Raw genomic sequence first — 13,371 nt, 5'->3', positions numbered from 1 at the left:
CGCGCGCACGACAGCGCGCGTTCGTTTCCGCCCACGTCGACGCGGGCGGCCCCCTACTTGTCGATGTCGCCGACGACGAAGAACATCGAGCCGAGGATCGCGACCATGTCGGCCAGCAGATTGCCCGGCAGCAGCTCGGCCAGGACCGCGACGTTGTTGAACGACGCCGACCGCAGCGCCAGCCGCCACGGCGTCTTGTCGCCCCGGGAGACCAGGTAGTAGCCGTTGAAACCGAGCGGGTTCTCCGTGGCGACGTAGTCGCTGCCCTCGGGCACCTTCAGCACCTTCGGCAGCTTCAGGTTGACCGGACCACCCGGCATGGCGAGCAGTCGTTCGACGCAGGCCTGAGCGAGGTCGAGGCTGACGTGGGTCTGCTCCAGCAGCACCTCCAGCCGCGCGAGGCAGTCGCCGGCCTGCCGGGTGACGACCCGGCCCGGGCCGCCGGGGGCGAAGAGCTCGTCGTACGCCAGGTAGGGATGGTCGCGGCGCAGGTCGACGTCGAAGCCGCTGGCGCGCGCGATCGGTCCCGAGACGCCGTATGACGCGACGGCCTCGCTGGTGAGCACGCCGACGCCGCGGGTGCGGGCCTGCAGGATCTCGTTGCCGACCAGGAGGCTCTCCAGCTCCGGCATCCGGGCGCGCACGCCGTCGATCGCGGCCTGGACGCGCTGCAGCCACCCGGCCGGGATGTCCTCGCGCAGGCCGCCGACCCGGTTGAACATGTAGTGCATCCGGCCGCCGGAGATCTCCTCCATCACCGTCTGCAACTCCTCGCGCTCGCGGAAGGAGTAGAAGATCGGGGTGATCGCGCCGAGCTCCAGGGGATAGGAGCCGAGGAACATCAGGTGGTTGAGCACCCGGTTCAGCTCGGACAGCAGGGTCCGCGTCCAGGTCGCACGGACCGGCACCTCCATGCCGAGCATCCGCTCGACGGTGAGCGCGAGACCCACTTCGCTGCTGAACGCCGACAGCCAGTCGTGCCGGTTGGCCAGCACCATGATCTGGCGGTAGTCGCGCACCTCGAAGAGCTTCTCGGCGCCGCGGTGCATGTAGCCGACGATGGGCTCGGCGCGGGAGATGCGCTCGCCGTCGAGGGTCACCCGCAGCCGGAGCACGCCGTGCGTGGCGGGGTGCTGCGGACCGATGTTGAGGACCATGTCCGCGGTCGCGAGCTCACCCGCGCCGACACCGACGGTCAGTTCACGGGTGGCCATGGCATCAGTCTGCCAGGGAGCCTCTACCGTCCGCGGCGCGCACGAGCACCACGCCGAGCACGATCAGCGCGCCGCCGGCCAACTGGACCGGCAGCGGCAGCTCACCTAGCAGGAGCCACGCGAAGAAGACCGCGAAGAGCACCTCGGCAAGGGCAACGAACGACGCGACCCGGGTGCCGAGCATCCGCGCGGCGACCACGCCCGAGACGTAGGCGAACGCCGCCGCGACCAGTGAGATGCCGAGCACCGGCACCAGCACGCTGACCTGCCACCCGCCGAGCGGCACCGAGTGCATCGAGGCGTGCATCGGCAGCGCGCCGACCATCCCGAGCAGGAGCAGCGGCACGAGGCCGACCGCCATACCCGCGCCCGAGAGCGCGAGGGGCGACAGGCCGTCCTGCGGCTCGTCGGACGCCACGATGAAGTACGTCGCCGAGCAGACCGCCGCTGCCAGCCCGAAGAGCACGCCGACCGCGTCGACACTCACCGATCCGAAGACGTCGAGCACCAGCACCAGTCCGAGGAGCGCGACCGCGGCGCCGGCCAGCGTCAGACGCGAGGGCGCCCGCCGGGTCCGGGCCCACGCGAGCAGCACCAGCAGCGTGGGGGACAGGTACTCCAGCAGCAGCGCGACTCCGACCGAGAGGTGCTGCACCGCGACGAAGTAGAACAACTGACACCCGGCCACCCCGAAGAGGCCGTAGAGCAGCACGGCACGCGCGTTGGTGCGCAACAGGTGCCAGCGACCCCGCAGCTCATGCGCCGTGGGGATCGCGAGCACCAGGGCGGCGATCCCGATCCGCATGGTCACCGCGGCCGCGGGGGACCAGCCGGCGGTGAAGAGCTCCTTGGCGAACGGTCCGGACGTACCGAACGCCGCGGCGGACGCGAGCGCGACGATCAGGGCGCGCGACGTGGAGCCCTCGGGCGACCCGGTCGTCGTGAGGGTGTGACTGGTCTCGACGTCGACCGACATGGAAGCCCCTTCCGTTACTGATCGCATGTTCGCGTGTAATGAGTCAAGATGATTTAGACTCGTGACTGGATCCGAGCGTACGATGCCTACAGATCAGGAGTCAACATGCCGTTCACCAATGACACGGAGGATGCGTTGACCTCTGCGGTCGCGCTGGTGAACTCCGTGGCGTCCACGGGTCCGGCCGGGCGGACCGACCCCGAACACGACGTGCTGCTCGACCCGCAGGGTTTCGAGGAGTTCGTCGACCAGTGGGAGTGGACCGGTGCGCGCGACCACGACGAGGCCGAACGACGCGCCGTCCGCGCGTTGCGACCGAGACTGCGCGCGCTGTGGGAGGCCGACGGGGAGGACGAGCTGGTGGTCCTGGTCAACGAGCTGCTGCGCGCGGGCAGGGCGCTCCCACAGCTCGTGCGGCACGACGAATGGGACTATCACCTGCACGCCACGTCGAGGGACGCGCCGTTCGCCACGCGCTGGATGGTCGAGGCGGCCATGGCGATGGTGGACGTGCTGCGGGCCGGGGAGATCTGGCGACTGAAGATCTGCGCGGCCGACGACTGCGACGACGTGTTGATCGACCTGTCCAAGAACCGGTCGCGCCGGTTCTGCGACGCGGGGTGCGGCAACCGCGCGAATGTCGCGGCGTACCGGGCCCGCCGCAAGTCCGGCGACGACGCGGCGCGCGGGTAATCTGCGGCAGGTGTCAGACCATCAGGAGCCCTCGTCGCAGGACCGCTACTACCAGCGGTACGAGCAGGCCGGCGGCGGGTTCGGCGGACCCGGCGGCCGGCGTCGGCGCACCGGGGCCTGGATCCTCGGCGGAGCCGCGGCTCTCGTGGTGATCCTGGTCGCGGTCGTGGCCTTCGTCCTCGTCGGTCGCGGCGGCACGAACGACGCGGGCGCGTCATCCCCGAGCTCCACGTCGTCCAGCAATGTCGTCACCGCCTCCGCCAGCCCCACCACGGGAGCGCAGGGCGCGCTGTTCGCCCGGCCCGTCGTGCCGGGCTGGCAGGCTGTCGGCGGCGTGGTCAACGACGAGGTCCAGATCTACGGCGCGTACGACGCTCCGCCGAACTGGCAGGTCAAGCAGGACAACGCCATCTACTACGACACCGCCCAGGGCACCAAGATGTTCGGTCAGCACACCAGTTGGGGTCTCTCAGAGCTCAACTACGGCAAGTGCGCCGCCCACCCCAACAACTCGCAGGCCAACGCCAGCTTCGTCGACATCGGCAAGCGTGATCCGGTCGATGCCGTGCAGGGTGTGCTGCAAGACTTCGCCTCCGCCGCCAGCCTCAACAAGGACAAGTCCACCCACGCGGCGCAGGGCACCGTGTCGGTGCAGAACACGACGGTGGCCGGGGGATCGATACCGGCCGTGCGCGGCACCATCACGGCGACGGGGGCACGCTGAACGCGGACTGCGGCACCGGCCGGACCACCACCTTCCAGGCCGTGGCCTTCACCACCAACGGCAGGTCGGTCATGGTGCTCGTCGCCATCGCGACCTGGCCGGGATACCCGGCGCCGGCCGCCGGCACCATCGACAAGATCCTGAGCTCCGTGCGCCCCGCGGGCGGCTGACCCGGACCTCACCCGATCCTCTCCCGCGGGGCGGCTGCGCGGATACGATCCGCAGGTGAGCGACAACGGGCGTTACGGGCCGCCGCCGCCGGGTGGCGAGCCGCCCACCGGCCCGCCCGGGTCGCCCCAGGATCGCTATTACCAGCGGTACTCGCAGTCGTCGGGCCCGCTCGACCGGCAACCGCGCCGTGGCCCCGGTCGGTGGCTGGCGCTGGGCGCGGGCGCACTGGTCGTCGTCCTGGTCGCCGTGCTGGGTTTCATCCTGTTCGGCGCGAACGGCAAGGGCGACGCCGTGACGTCGTCGTCCTCGACGGCGCCGTCACCGCGATCCGCGTCGAGCGGCACCCCGTCGTCCGGGACCACGTCGACCGCGGCGGACGGTGCCCTGTCGGTGCGTCCGGTCGTCCCGGGATGGCAGGCCGTCGGCGGCATCGTCACCTCCGATTTTCAGATCTACGGCGCGTACGACGCTCCTCCCGGGTGGCAGGTCAAGCAGTCCAACAACATCTATTTCGACGATGCCGACGGCACCGGCATCGAAGGCGAACACACCGACTGGGGGCTCGCGGCGTACAACCTCGGCAAGTGCTCGGGATATTCGAACAGCCCTCAGGCCAGTGCGAGCTTCATCGACATCGGCAAACGCGACCCGGCCGAGGCCGTCGGGTCCCTGCTGGTCGACTTCGGATCCGCGGCGAGCATCAACAAGGACAAGACCACCCACGCCGCGCAGGGCAGTCCGGTCACGACGAACTTCACCGTGGCGAACGGGTCGATCCCCGCCGTCCGCGGTCAGCTCACGGTGACCGAGGGCACGCTGAACGCGGACTGCGGGGTGGGGAAGGCCATCACGTTCTACGCCGCGGCGTTCACGTCCAACGGGCGTTCGGTGATGCTGCTCGTCACCGTCGGCACCTGGCCCGGTGTCCCGGGCCCGTCCTCCTCGACGATCACCACGATGCTGCAGTCGCTGCGTCCTGCCGGCGGCTGACCGGATCGACCGACCACCAGAAGTCGCCCAGCCCTCCCGAGGCCGTCAATGCGGTGTAGGCACTTCGCAGCGCGAGCGATCGCAGGTATGCGGGCGGATCCGTACGCGCGAGCGCGTCATCGGCAGCTTCCGGGCGAATGCCCAACTTGGTGAACAGGTCCCGCTGTCGCACGAGCCGAGGTGCACCGAGCGTGTCCATCGCGACGTGCGCGGTGACGTCGGTGCTGCCGTCCGGACGTGGCGCGCAGGCCTGGCCGTCGCGGTAGCCCATGAGCGTGCCGCCGTCCGGGCGAGCGTCTCGCAGATGGCCGTAGTCGATCGTGACCACGACGCCGCTGTCCACCGATCCGCGCAGCTCGGCGTACGCCGCGTCGCGGGTCCGGCCGACCTCGATCCGGGAGTGCTCGCGATCCCAGTCGGGCCAGTTGTCCTCGCACCAGCGCTGATCGGCGGCCGATGCCGGCGCTCCGAGTCGTTCGACGCCGTGCTGGTCGATCTCGACCACCCGCAGCCGCCGCCCGTCGTGCTGCAGCACAGGACACGGCACCACGTCGAGCCACTCGTGGGCCAGGACCAGCACGTCGGACAGTCCGTGCAGACCCGGCGGCACCTGCGCCCCGCCGGGCCCGGCGACCCACGCGGCGTCCTGCGGTAGGTCTGCAGGACGGTCGACGACGTCAACTCCCGTCAGGGTGAGATCCGGCGCCAGCGCGCTCAACTGTGTGAGCAGTTCGCCTCTGCCGCAGGCGAAGTCGAGGATGTGCCGTGCCCGGTGCACGCGGGCGAGCGCCACGACGGCCCGCGCCAGCACCGCGCCGCCTCCGGGGATGCCCTGCGCGGAGGTCGCGAAGTGCGCGGCGGGACCGTGCGTCGAGCGGTAGAAGCCGCGTTCGCCGTACAACGCGTCCTGCCACGCCCGCTCCCACGGCGTCCAGCTCATCGGGCCACCGTAGGCGCAGGTCGGCGCGCAGGTAGCGTCACTGCCTGTGAGTACGACGGGTCGGCCACCGAGCTTGCGCGTCGCGGTCGTCGGATGCGGCCGCGTCGGCGCGGTGCTCGGTGCCGCGTTCCGCGCGGCAGGTCATGAGGTCACGGCCACCAGCGCGGTGAGCGACGCCTCCCTGCAGCGGGCGGCCGAGATGCTGCCCGGCGTGCCGGTGCTCCCTCCGCCGGAGGTCGCCCGGTCGGCCGAGGTCGTGCTCCTCACCGTGCCGGACGACGAACTCGGCGATCTGACCCGTTCGCTCGGCGCCCAGGGGGCCTGGGACGGCGGCCGTCTCGTCATCCACACCAGCGGTTTCCACGGCTGCGACGTGCTCGCTCCGGTCGTCGAGGCCGGCGGCGACGCCATCGCGATGCATCCCGCGATGACCTTCACCGGCACAGCTCGCGACCTGCCCCGACTCCTCGGCATCCCGATGGCCGTCACTGCGTCGATGGGCGCGGACCTGATCGCCGAGGCGCTCGTGCTCGACCTCGGCGGTGAACCGTTGCCGCTGTCGGAGGAGCAGCGCCCGCGCTACCACGCCGCCCTCACCCACGGCGCCAACCATCTGGTCACCCTCGTCGCGCAGAGTCAGCAGATCCTGCGGCGCGCCGGGATCGAGGCGCCGCAGCAGGTGCTCGACGGCCTGCTCACGGCCGCGTTGACCAACGCGCTCGAGCACGGTGACCGGGCGCTCACCGGGCCGGTGGCACGCGGTGACGTGGAGACGGTGCGTGCCCATCTGCAGGTGCTGTCCGACGAGTCACCCGACGTGCCCGACTCCTACCGCGCGATGGCGCTGGCCACCGCCCTGCGCGCCGCGGAGCGCCACGCGACCCCGGCGCGCACCACCCGACCGATGCTGGATCTGCTCGACCCGAACGGACAAGAGGGATGACGCACGAGACACCGACGATCGCCTACAGCCGCGACGAACTGCAGACCGCGCGTGCGGCGCTCGGTGACGACGTGGGCGTGGTGATGACGATGGGAGCGCTGCACGAAGGCCACGCGCGGCTCATCCGCCAGGCGCGCCAGGAGATGGAGCACGTCGTCGTGACGATCTTCCTCAATCCGCTGCAGTTCGCGGCCGGCGAGGATCTGTCGCGGTATCCGCGCACGTTCGAGGAGGACCTGACGATCTGCGCACGCGAGGGCGTGGATCTGGTCTTCGCGCCCTCACCCGACGTCGTGTATCCGGACGGCGAACCCGGTGTGCGCATCTCGGCGGGTGCGCTGGGCAACGTGCTGGAGGGCGCCGCCCGGCCCGGGCACTTCGACGGGGTGCTCACCGTCGTGGCCAAGATGCTGCACCTGGTCCGGCCCTCACGGGCGTACTACGGGCAGAAGGACGCTCAGCAGCTGCTGCTCATCAAGCGGATGGCCCGCGATCTCGATTTCCCCACCGAGGTGGTGGCCGTCGAGACCGCCCGCGAGAAGGACGGGCTGGCGCTGAGCAGTCGCAACCGCTATCTGACCGAGACGGACCGCGAGGTTGCGGGCTGCCTGTCACAGGCGCTGCGCGCAGGCGCCGACATGGCGCGGATCGGACCGGCCGCCGTACGACGTGCCGCCCGCGACGTGCTGGTCCGCGAGCCGCTCGCCCTGATCGACTACCTCGTGCTCGTGCACCCGACCGAGCTCACCGAAGTGGCCGAGTGGTACCGCGGACCGGCCCTGCTGGCGGTCGCGGGACGGGTCGGCACGACCCGGCTCATCGACAACCTGCCCATCGAGCTCGGCCCGGACGGCGGGGCGCGACCGATCTCCTGACAGGGCGATGACACGCGAGAAACCGACATGTCGTTTTTCCGCTAGCTTCCTACCGGCGACCGGCGCAGACTGGTCGCATGCACACCGATACCGACGCTTGCCTGCGGGCCGTCCGATCCCGTGACGCACGGTTCGACGGCTGGTTCGTGACCGGCGTGCGCAGCACCGGCATCTACTGCCGACCCAGTTGCCCGGCGACCCCGCCCAAGGCGCGCAACATCACCTTCCTCCCGACCGCCGCCGCGGCGCAATCGGCCGGCTTCCGCGCCTGCAAGCGCTGCCGGCCGGACGCCAGCCCCGGCTCGCCGGAGTGGAACGTGCGCGCCGACCTGGTGGGGCGCGCCATGCGCCTGATCGGCGACGGCGTCGTGGACCGCGACGGCGTCACGGGGCTCGCACAGAGACTCCGCTACTCGGTGCGGCAGATCGAGCGGGCCGTCCAGGCCGAGCTCGGCGCCGGCCCGCTCGCGATCGCCCGGGCCGGGCGCGCACAGTCCGCGCGGATCCTCATCGAGACCACGACCCTGCCGCTCGCACAGGTGGCGCACGCCTCCGGGTTCGGCAGCATCCGGGCGTTCAACGAGGCGGTGCAGGAGGTCTTCGCGATGACGCCGTCGCAGCTGCGCGCCGCGAAGACAGCGCGCGGTCGGAGCGGCACCTCGCCCGAGCGCGACCCTTCGCCGTGGCAGCGGCTGTCCCTGCGGTTGCCGTTCCGCGCGCCGTTCCACCCGGACAACGTCTTCGGCCATCTCGCCGCGACCGGTGTGCCGGGGGTGGAGGAGTGGCGCGACGGCCGCTATCGGCGCACGTTGGACCTGCCCGGCGGACCGTGCATCGTCGAGCTGTCGCCCACGCCGGACCACGTCCGCGCGGACCTGGCACTCACCGATCTGTCCGACCTCACCGTGGCGGTGAGCAGATGCCGGTGGCTGCTGGACCTCGACTGCGATCCGGAGGCCGTCGACGCCGCGCTGGCCGAGGATCCCCAGCTGGCGCCGCTCGTCCGTCGTACGCCGGGCCGGCGCGTGCCCCGGACCGTCGACTCCCGAGAGATGGCGATCCGCCTCGTGCTCGGCCAGCAGGTCTCCACGAAGGCGGCGCGCACCCACGCGGGGCGTCTCGCGGCGACGTTCGGGGCGCACGTCGACGACCCTGGCGGAGGTCTGACGCGGCTCTTCCCCGGGCCGGAGGCGCTGCTGACGGCCGGCGACGAGTCGTTCGCGATGCCCGTGACCCGGCGGGAGACGATCCGGTCGCTGTGTCGGGTGCTGTCGCAGGGGTCCCTGGACACCAGCGCCGGTGCCGACCGCGAGGAGGCCAGGCGGGTGCTCGGCGACGTGCCCGGCATCGGACCGTGGACCGTGGAGAGCTACGCCATGCGGGCGCTGGGCGATCCCGACGCCTTTCCCGGTACCGACCTCGGCGTGCGGATCGCGGCCCGCGCCCTCGGCATCGAGGACAAGCCCCGCGTCATCGAGAGCGCATCGGCCCGCTGGCGGCCCTGGCGTTCCTACGCCGTGCAGCATCTGTGGGCCACCGGCGACCACGAGGCCAACAAACTCCCGGAAGAGGACATCTCATGAATCAGATCTCGCATTTCCAGATGACCGGCACTCCGATCGGCGACCTCACGCTCGTACGTCGCGGATCGGCCCTCTCGGCGCTCTACATGCAGGAGCACCGCCACCAACCCGATGAATCCACCTTCGGCCCGCGCGAGGAATCCGCCACGGGCGTGCTGGGCGAGGCGGTGCGCCAATTGCGGGAGTACTTCCACGGCGAACGCCGCACCTTCGACCTGCCGCTGGACCCGACTGGGACCGACTTCCAACAGCGCGTGTGGGCGCAGTTGCGGGCGATCCCCTATGGGCGCACCCGCAGCTACGGCGACCTGGCACGCGCGTTGGGTTCGGCCGGCGCGAGCCGTGCCGTCGGCCTCGCCAACGGGCGCAACCCGATCTCCATCGTGGTCCCGTGCCACCGCGTGATCGGGGCGAACGGCGCCATGACCGGCTTCGGCGGGGGCATCGAGCGCAAGGTGTGGCTGCTGGACCACGAGCGCGAGACACTCGCTGACGAGGGTGACGTGGGCTCCGGCAGGGGCGGGACGCAGCAGATGCTGGACCTGCCGCGCTGAGCGACGGGAGGGGCGGCCTACCCTGGAACCATGTGGGCCGCCCTGGAAACACTCGTCCCGTCGATCGGGCTGCTGTTTCTGTTGTATCTCGTGCTGCGCCACATGATGGAGGGCGACCGGCGCGAACGAATAGCGCAAGCGCAGTGGGAAGAAGAACACAAAAGCGATAGGGCGGACGCTCCGGCGCAGCCTCCGACAACGCCCGGCGCATCTCAAGACTCCTGAATTAGTATGTTAGGTTTGTAACTCCTTCAAATGGTGCCCAGGTGTGCGTCGTTGAAGGGTCCATCAAACGATGCATAACCCACATCGGGTACACAGGAGATAGATATGGCTCAGCGCGTACAGATTCTGCTCGAGGACGACCTCGACCACTCCGAAGCTGCGGAGACCGTGACTTTCGCCCTCGACGGTGTCAACTATGAGATCGACCTGTCGGCGGCCAATGCCGCGCGGTTGCGAGATGACCTGGCCACCTGGACCGGTCACGCCCGCAAGGTCCGCGGTGCCCGCAAAGCGACTACTGCCAGGGCCAGCAGCGGCAGCACCGCAGGTCGCGACGACCTGAACAAGATCCGCGAATGGGGTCGCGCCAACGGTTTCACCGTGAGCGACCGCGGTCGTGTTTCCGGTGAGTTGCAGACGGCGTACGCCGAGGCGAATTCCTGAATTCAGTCGCCCAGCGCCGCGCCGAATAGATCCCCGTCGGAATCGAGTCGGTCCAGCACTTCTTCGAAATCGAGTTGAGTGAGTCGGCCGGGCTCCTGCACTTCTTCCCAGCTGCGCGGGGCGGCCACCATGGGCCGTTCCCTGCCGCGCAGTGAATACGGGGCGATGGTGGTCTTAGCAGCGGTGTTCTGCGACCAGTCCAGCAGGACTTTCCCGCCGCGGATGGATTTGGTCATCTTCCACACGACCAGGTCCGGATTGCGTCGCGTCAGCGACTGAGCCAAGTCCTTGGCCCAGTCGCGGATCTCCTCGCTCGTGCGCGAGCCGTCCAGCGCGGCGTACACCTGCATGCCTTTGCTGCCGGAGGTCACCGGCACGGCACGTTCCATCCCCGCGTCCACCAGCTCCTCCCGGACCTGCAGCGCGAGATCCGCGCACTCGGCCAGGCCGGCGGGGGATCCCGGATCCAGGTCGATCACGAGCCGATCGGGGTTGGCCGCGGCGTCCTCGACCCAACGCCACTGCGGCACGTGCAGCTCGATCGCCGCGAGGTTGGCCAGATAGGTCAGCGCGGCGAGGTCCTCCACGAACGGATAGGTGACGCGGTCGCCGCCACCACGCGAGCCGCTCGACGCCACCGTCATCCGCGGCAGCCAGGACGGCGCGCCCTGTGGCACGTTCTTCTCGAAGAACGACGTGTCACCGACACCGTGCGGCCAGCGCACGCGCGTGACGGGCCGTCCCGCCAGGATCGGAAGCAGCACCGGCGCCACCCGCGCGTAGTAGTGCAGCACCTCGCCCTTGGTCGTCTCGGTCGCCGGATAGAGCACCTTGTCCAGGTTGCTCAGGGCCAGGCGGCGTCCCTCGACCTCGACGCTCACCTGCTGCGCCTCAGCCATCGGCGGCATCCTGTACGGCCGTGTCCATGAGCTCGGCAGGACTGAGGTCCGGGCGCAGTCCTCGCCACGTCGGTTGCCGCAGCCGGCCCCCCTCGGAGACCCCGTGGTACTCCAGGTCGGCCACCAGGTCCGGCTCGACCCATGTGCAGCCCTTCGCATCGATCGCCGGCACCCGTTCCAGGAACGGGGAGTCCGGTCGGCTGCGAGAGCGCAGCTGTGCCAGCAGCCGGTCACCCGCGGCGCCGGCCAGCCCCGAACCGATGCGACCCCGGAAGACCAGTCCGTCCGGGGTCGGCGTCCCCACGAGGAGAGCCCCTAGTCGCGCGGAATCGGTCTCCGGTCGCCAGCCGCCGATCACGTACGAGCCCGTGGTGCGGTGCACGATCTTGCGCCACTGCGGGCTGCGCGATCCCGGCAGATACGCCGAGTCGGTGCGCTTGGACACGATCCCCTCCAGGCCCTGGTCGGCGGTCGCCCGCAACAGGTCGTCGCCCTCGGTGAACACCGGCGGCACCTGCACCCGCGGGGTGGCGATGCCGATGCCCTCCAGCAACTCCCGGCGCTGCGACAGTGGCCGCGCCAGTGTCGACGTGCCGGCCATCCGCAGCACGTCGAAGGCCATCAGCGTCACGGGCGCCTGCACCGCGAGGGTCGCAGCGGTGCGGGCGTCGCCGACGTTGAACCGCTCGGCCAACGCACCGAACGACGGTCGGCCCTCGCGCAGGCTCACGATCTCCCCGTCGAGGAGCAGATCGTCGTACGCACTCAGGCCAGCGGTGACGGTCAGCAGCTCGGGAAAGGCCACCGACACCTCGCGTTCGGTGCGGGAGGTGAGCCGCACCCGGCCGTCGTGCACGTCGGCCAGCACCCGCATGCCGTCCCATTTGACCTCGTGCTGCCACCGGTCGCCGCTCGGCACCCGTGCGGAAGGGGTGGCGAGCATGGGGCGCATGGGGCAATCTTGCCTGGTGCGAGCCATTTGGAGAGGTGCTGTGTCGTTCGGCCTGGTCAACGTGCCGGTGCGGCTCTACTCGGCGACCGAGAACCACGACGTGCAGTTCCGCCAGGTGCACCGTGACGACGGGGGCCGGATCCGCTATCAGCGGGTGTGCTCGATCGACGGCGAGCAGGTCGCCTACGACGACATCGCCAAGGGGTATGAGACCGAGGACGGCCAGATGGTCGTGCTGACCGACGACGACCTGTCGTCGCTGCCGACGAGCAGCAGCCGCGAGATCGCCGTGGACAAGTTCGTCCCGAGCGACCAGATCGACCCGATGTACCTGGACAAGTGCTACTACCTCGAGCCGGACAAGGCAGCGGTCAAGCCGTACGAGCTGCTGAGGGCGGCTCTGGAGGAGACCGACCGGGTCGCCATCGTGACAATCTCGATCCGCACCCGGATGACGATCGCGGTGCTGCGGGTGCGCGGCGGGGTGATCGCGTTGCAGACCCTGCTGTGGCCGGACGAGGTGCGCGAGGCCGACTTCGGCGTGCTCGACGGCGCCGACGATTCGCCCGCCAAGCCCGCGGAACTCGCGATGGCTCAGATGCTGGTCGAGTCGCTGGCCGGCGACTACGAGCCGGATGACTACGTCGACGACTACGAGCGGGCCGTCAAGGAGGTCGTGCGCGCCAAGCTCGACGGCGGCGAGGTGCAGGCGCCCGAGGAGGAGGACGACGGAGATTCCGCCCAGGTGGTCGACCTGCTGGCGGCGCTGCAGCAGAGCGTGGACCGGGCGAAGGCGTCGCGGGGTGAAGCGCCGGCGAAGAAGAGCGCCGGCGCCGGCAACAGCAGAGCGAAGGCGCCTGCAGCCGAGAAGACCGGCGCCGACAAGGGCGCGGCCAAGAAGGCGACGGCCAAGAAGGCGACCGCGAAGAAGACGGCCGCGAAGAAGACGACCGCGAAGAGCGCCGCGAAGAAGACGACTGCGAAGACGAGCAAGAAGAGCACGGCCAAGAAGGCCAGCTGAGTCGGGCTGGTGCGTTCGGGGCCGAGCGGGCCGTAACCGGACCTGGGCCGGGCGGCGGGGCGTGTTTTGGGGGCCGAGCGGGCCCTAACGAGGGCTGGTCCGGGCGGCGGGGCGTGTTTTGGGGGCCGAACGGGCCCTAAAGAGGGCTGGGGCGAGCGGCGGGGCGT

16 protein-coding genes are annotated in these 13,371 nt (G+C 70.4%); 11 read left to right on the top strand and 5 right to left on the bottom strand.

Translation table 11 applies throughout. The features are described 5' to 3' along the window. Positions 1-53 precede the first annotated feature (53 nt). Positions 54-1,214 carry an NADH-quinone oxidoreductase subunit D gene (locus LVQ62_RS01095; protein WP_233763908.1) on the bottom strand — a complete coding sequence of 387 codons (1,161 nt, stop codon included), beginning with the start codon at positions 1,212-1,214 and terminating at the stop codon, positions 54-56. A 4-nt stretch (positions 1,215-1,218) separates the two neighbouring features. Next, positions 1,219-2,190, bottom strand: coding sequence for a DMT family transporter (locus LVQ62_RS01090; RefSeq protein ID WP_233763906.1), 972 nt, complete (start codon positions 2,188-2,190; stop codon positions 1,219-1,221). 105 nt (positions 2,191-2,295) lie between these two features. Here LVQ62_RS01090 and LVQ62_RS01085 point away from each other — a divergent pair, with 105 nt between their 5' ends. Genes LVQ62_RS01085 through LVQ62_RS01075 form a run of 4 tightly spaced genes read left to right on the top strand, consistent with a single transcriptional unit; the run spans position 2,296 to position 4,768 of the window. Then, positions 2,296-2,883: a CGNR zinc finger domain-containing protein gene (locus LVQ62_RS01085; RefSeq protein ID WP_233763904.1), complete on the top strand. Its 588-nt coding sequence runs from the start codon at positions 2,296-2,298 to the stop codon at positions 2,881-2,883. 10 nt (positions 2,884-2,893) lie between these two features. Continuing rightward, positions 2,894-3,607 (top strand): hypothetical protein, encoded by a 714-nt coding sequence (locus LVQ62_RS01080; protein WP_233763902.1) that lies wholly within the window; start codon positions 2,894-2,896, stop codon positions 3,605-3,607. A gap of 41 nt (positions 3,608-3,648) precedes the next feature. Beyond that, entirely contained in the window at positions 3,649-3,777 is a 129-nt protein-coding gene (locus LVQ62_RS17450) for a hypothetical protein (RefSeq protein ID WP_255696482.1), read from the top strand. A gap of 55 nt (positions 3,778-3,832) precedes the next feature. Further along, complete coding sequence (locus LVQ62_RS01075) at positions 3,833-4,768, top strand: hypothetical protein (protein ID WP_233763901.1); 936 nt, start codon at positions 3,833-3,835, stop codon at positions 4,766-4,768. Here the strand turns inward: LVQ62_RS01075 and LVQ62_RS01070 are convergent. Beyond that, the gene (locus LVQ62_RS01070) at positions 4,728-5,708 is read right to left on the bottom strand and encodes an SAM-dependent methyltransferase (RefSeq protein WP_233763899.1); all 981 of its coding nucleotides are present in this window, start codon (positions 5,706-5,708) and stop codon (positions 4,728-4,730) included. The two genes, LVQ62_RS01075 and LVQ62_RS01070, sit on opposite strands and share 41 nt — an antisense overlap. Before the next feature lie 46 nt (positions 5,709-5,754). Between LVQ62_RS01070 and LVQ62_RS01065 the strand changes: the two genes are divergently transcribed. The 6 genes from LVQ62_RS01065 to LVQ62_RS01040 all read left to right on the top strand — a co-directional run bounded on the left by LVQ62_RS01065 (position 5,755) and on the right by LVQ62_RS01040 (position 10,332). Then, positions 5,755-6,651: a Rossmann-like and DUF2520 domain-containing protein gene (locus LVQ62_RS01065; protein ID WP_233763889.1), complete on the top strand. Its 897-nt coding sequence runs from the start codon at positions 5,755-5,757 to the stop codon at positions 6,649-6,651. Continuing rightward, positions 6,648-7,526, top strand: a complete 879-nt coding sequence (gene panC, locus LVQ62_RS01060) for a pantoate--beta-alanine ligase (RefSeq protein ID WP_233763888.1) — start codon at positions 6,648-6,650, stop codon at positions 7,524-7,526. Before LVQ62_RS01065 ends, panC begins: the two co-directional genes overlap by 4 nt. 77 nt (positions 7,527-7,603) lie before the next feature. Then, complete coding sequence (locus tag LVQ62_RS01055) at positions 7,604-9,109, top strand: AlkA N-terminal domain-containing protein (protein WP_233763881.1); 1,506 nt, start codon at positions 7,604-7,606, stop codon at positions 9,107-9,109. Then, complete coding sequence (locus LVQ62_RS01050) at positions 9,106-9,663, top strand: methylated-DNA--[protein]-cysteine S-methyltransferase (RefSeq protein WP_304504471.1); 558 nt, start codon at positions 9,106-9,108, stop codon at positions 9,661-9,663. The genes LVQ62_RS01055 and LVQ62_RS01050 overlap by 4 nt, the downstream gene beginning before the upstream one ends. 30 nt (positions 9,664-9,693) lie before the next feature. Continuing rightward, the gene (locus LVQ62_RS01045) at positions 9,694-9,888 is read left to right on the top strand and encodes a hypothetical protein (RefSeq protein WP_208051580.1); all 195 of its coding nucleotides are present in this window, start codon (positions 9,694-9,696) and stop codon (positions 9,886-9,888) included. A gap of 105 nt (positions 9,889-9,993) precedes the next feature. Continuing rightward, positions 9,994-10,332 (top strand): Lsr2 family protein, encoded by a 339-nt coding sequence (locus LVQ62_RS01040; protein WP_208051579.1) that lies wholly within the window; start codon positions 9,994-9,996, stop codon positions 10,330-10,332. A gap of 2 nt (positions 10,333-10,334) precedes the next feature. Here LVQ62_RS01040 and ligD (LVQ62_RS01035) read toward each other — a convergent pair whose 3' ends face one another. Further along, positions 10,335-11,231, bottom strand: coding sequence for a non-homologous end-joining DNA ligase (ligD, locus tag LVQ62_RS01035; RefSeq protein ID WP_233763879.1), 897 nt, complete (start codon positions 11,229-11,231; stop codon positions 10,335-10,337). After that, the gene (ligD, locus tag LVQ62_RS01030; RefSeq protein WP_233763877.1) at positions 11,224-12,183 is read right to left on the bottom strand and encodes a non-homologous end-joining DNA ligase; all 960 of its coding nucleotides are present in this window, start codon (positions 12,181-12,183) and stop codon (positions 11,224-11,226) included. The genes ligD (LVQ62_RS01035) and ligD (LVQ62_RS01030) overlap by 8 nt, the downstream gene beginning before the upstream one ends. 16 nt (positions 12,184-12,199) lie before the next feature. Between ligD (LVQ62_RS01030) and LVQ62_RS01025 the strand changes: the two genes are divergently transcribed. Continuing rightward, entirely contained in the window at positions 12,200-13,204 is a 1,005-nt protein-coding gene (locus tag LVQ62_RS01025) for a Ku protein (RefSeq protein ID WP_233763874.1), read from the top strand. Positions 13,205-13,371 lie beyond the last annotated feature (167 nt).

Source organism: Allobranchiibius sp. GilTou73, assembly GCF_021391335.1.
In the GTDB taxonomy this organism is placed as follows: domain Bacteria; phylum Actinomycetota; class Actinomycetes; order Actinomycetales; family Dermatophilaceae; genus Allobranchiibius; species Allobranchiibius huperziae.
The sequence above is the reverse complement of the archived record's forward strand: the minus strand, read 5'-3'. Positions and strand labels throughout refer to the sequence as shown.